Origin of the sequence: Pseudomonas avellanae BPIC 631, from assembly GCF_000444135.1 — a bacterium.
Classification (GTDB): Bacteria; Pseudomonadota; Gammaproteobacteria; order Pseudomonadales; family Pseudomonadaceae; genus Aquipseudomonas; species Aquipseudomonas avellanae.
The window spans coordinates 1-2191 of sequence record NZ_ATDK01000456.1; the positions used below are offsets into that span (position 1 = coordinate 1).

Consider the following 2191-nt stretch of genomic DNA (forward strand, 5'->3'; position numbering starts at 1 on the left):
CAGCTACTAACTAACGTAAAATTCAAATTTTATCAATAACTTAGGTTGCAGGACACGGGTAAATTATTTCGCAAACAGTACACTAGTTTGTCTGATGAAAATCAAAGCGGATTCAAAAACTAGTTTTTTAGTTTAACCCAAAGATTGCCAATTTCTTCTGGAGTAGAGATTTTATAGTCCAACTTAATCTCTTTTTTAGAGTATTCATTATAACGCTTGAACACTCCCTCACCATCAGAGCTACCCATCAGCACTCCTTCACCCGCATGGTCAAATTGAAAATAGTCCGTATGGAGCACGTTGAAACGGTCTTTATATGAGACAACCAAATATTTATCAATGCCACCTATAACGTGTTTTTCCTCACTATCATACTTCTTGGAAAAGGCGTCTAGCCTGTCCTTCAAGAGCCCTGTGTTTTCTATGTCTTGGTACAGCACAAAATCCTTGTCCATATCATCCACCATTGTCCCGTTAGGAAAATAACTTTCAAGGGGTATAGACAGTTTTTTTAGATGAGCATTCTTTGTGTAGGGACCGTTAGCTGAAACAACCTGCAGCTCTCGTAACGCTAAAAATGCTATAGGAAAGGCGCGTAGCTCATACATCGAATCCCCAGAATTGGTAATTTCCAGTTTTTCCTTTCGAACTCCATCGTTCGAAGATACGAGCTTAAAACGAGCTTTTATATTTGGTAAGTAAGGGAGCGTAGCAATCCTTTGGGCATCGTTCGCCAAGGATAGCTGGGCTTTGGCTATGGAGTTAGCGTTAATCGAAACGAGGATGGCCATGATCGCTAACAGTACAGAGACGCCAGTCTCAAAATAAATCTTGTTACTTGTGAGGAAGTCTTTCAAGTTAACCCTCTCCCTATCAAAAATAGACTATCATTCAAAAATAATTACGAGTATGTCACTACACTCAGTTGCTCTCGCCAGATAGAGCCGCAACGAAGCTACGGATCTTATCAAAAACCTTTTTACGCATGCTGGCTCACGTCTTATCGCTTGTCGTCTTCAGCACGAGGAATTTACGCAAGAGCACCATCGCCACGGTTTTGCAAAATGGAACCATATTAGGCTCCAGCTTTGCCGCGCCAACGTGGGCAAGCTTGTTCCTTGTATCAGCAATTTTCACAAGCAGCTCAAGACTGTCCTCACCTATCTTGGGCTCAATCTTCTTCAAGTACTCCCAAACGTAGGCGATCAGCGATCGCTGGCCGCTGTTGACAATGGCTTTACCATAAGCCAGTGGTCGCTCCAGGATCTCCACGGAGTGCTCAACGAAGGCAGGATCTTTGGCGACCACTTCAATGACTTTGTAGAAGTTGAGCAACGCGTCCGATTCAAAATTCCGGGTTTCTAACCTCAGCCCTGAGGACATCAGTCCCACCAGATTTTTGATCTTCTTCTCCATCGTGTAGCGCGCAAAAACCTTCGTTGAGCTCTGCAAAGATTTTAAGAAACCATCGAATGCCTCGGCCTGCAAAGGTTCGATTTTAGGCTGCTTGCCAGAAGACTGGTAAACCCGGCGCCATCCATGGGGTGTCTGGATCCTCAGATTCAGAGTGGACGGCACCACCGTAAACTCTCTGCCGGCCAAGGTTAAACTGACCTTCAGGAAATCGACGAGCCTGGTATTGAGCTTTACCAGCTTTAGGGCAGCGCGGGTATGCTCCAGCGCGACCAGCTCTTTTGAGACTTCGTAATTGAACAGAATCTCGACGGTATAGAGTCCTTCCGAGTGTAGCTCCTCGTCGAGCTCGACGCTGTGAACCTGTATGCCTGAGCCAAGCTCCGCGTCCTCCAGATCAAAGTTGAACAAGGTCCCCAGGTGTTCATCATAAGAAAAGTTGGGAGCACCCTCACTCAATGCCTGAAACGCCTTAGCTCTGATAAAGCTGAAATTGGTGACGATCTCAAAAGTCGTTTTAAGCTCGACCACACCATCCTTAACGCATTGATCCAGTGACTCAAACCACTCGTCCATATATCCCTCACTTCCATAGAAAAAATCAGGTCTTGATGCTCACTTACTTAATTAGCAACGACGGCAACGGATTTCAGAATGAAGACCGGGCTTACCTCGCTACCTAGTGTACTGTTTTCGAAAAAATCAGCCACCAACTAACGGAAAATTCAAATCTTATCAATAGCTTAGCTTGCAGGTTATGGGTAACTTATTTCGAAAA

At 44.8% G+C, this 2191-nt stretch carries 2 protein-coding genes; both read right to left on the minus strand.

Annotated elements, in window-relative coordinates; translation table 11 throughout:
* Window positions 1–119: 119 nt before the first annotated feature.
* Window positions 120–857, minus strand: coding sequence for a hypothetical protein (locus DW49_RS0123960; protein ID WP_024421006.1), 738 nt, complete (start codon window positions 855–857; stop codon window positions 120–122).
* Between the two features lie 136 nt (window positions 858–993).
* A complete protein-coding gene (locus tag DW49_RS0123965; RefSeq protein WP_005618751.1) occupies window positions 994–1989 on the minus strand; it encodes a hypothetical protein in 996 nt (331 codons plus the stop codon).
* Window positions 1990–2191: the final 202 nt, after the last annotated feature.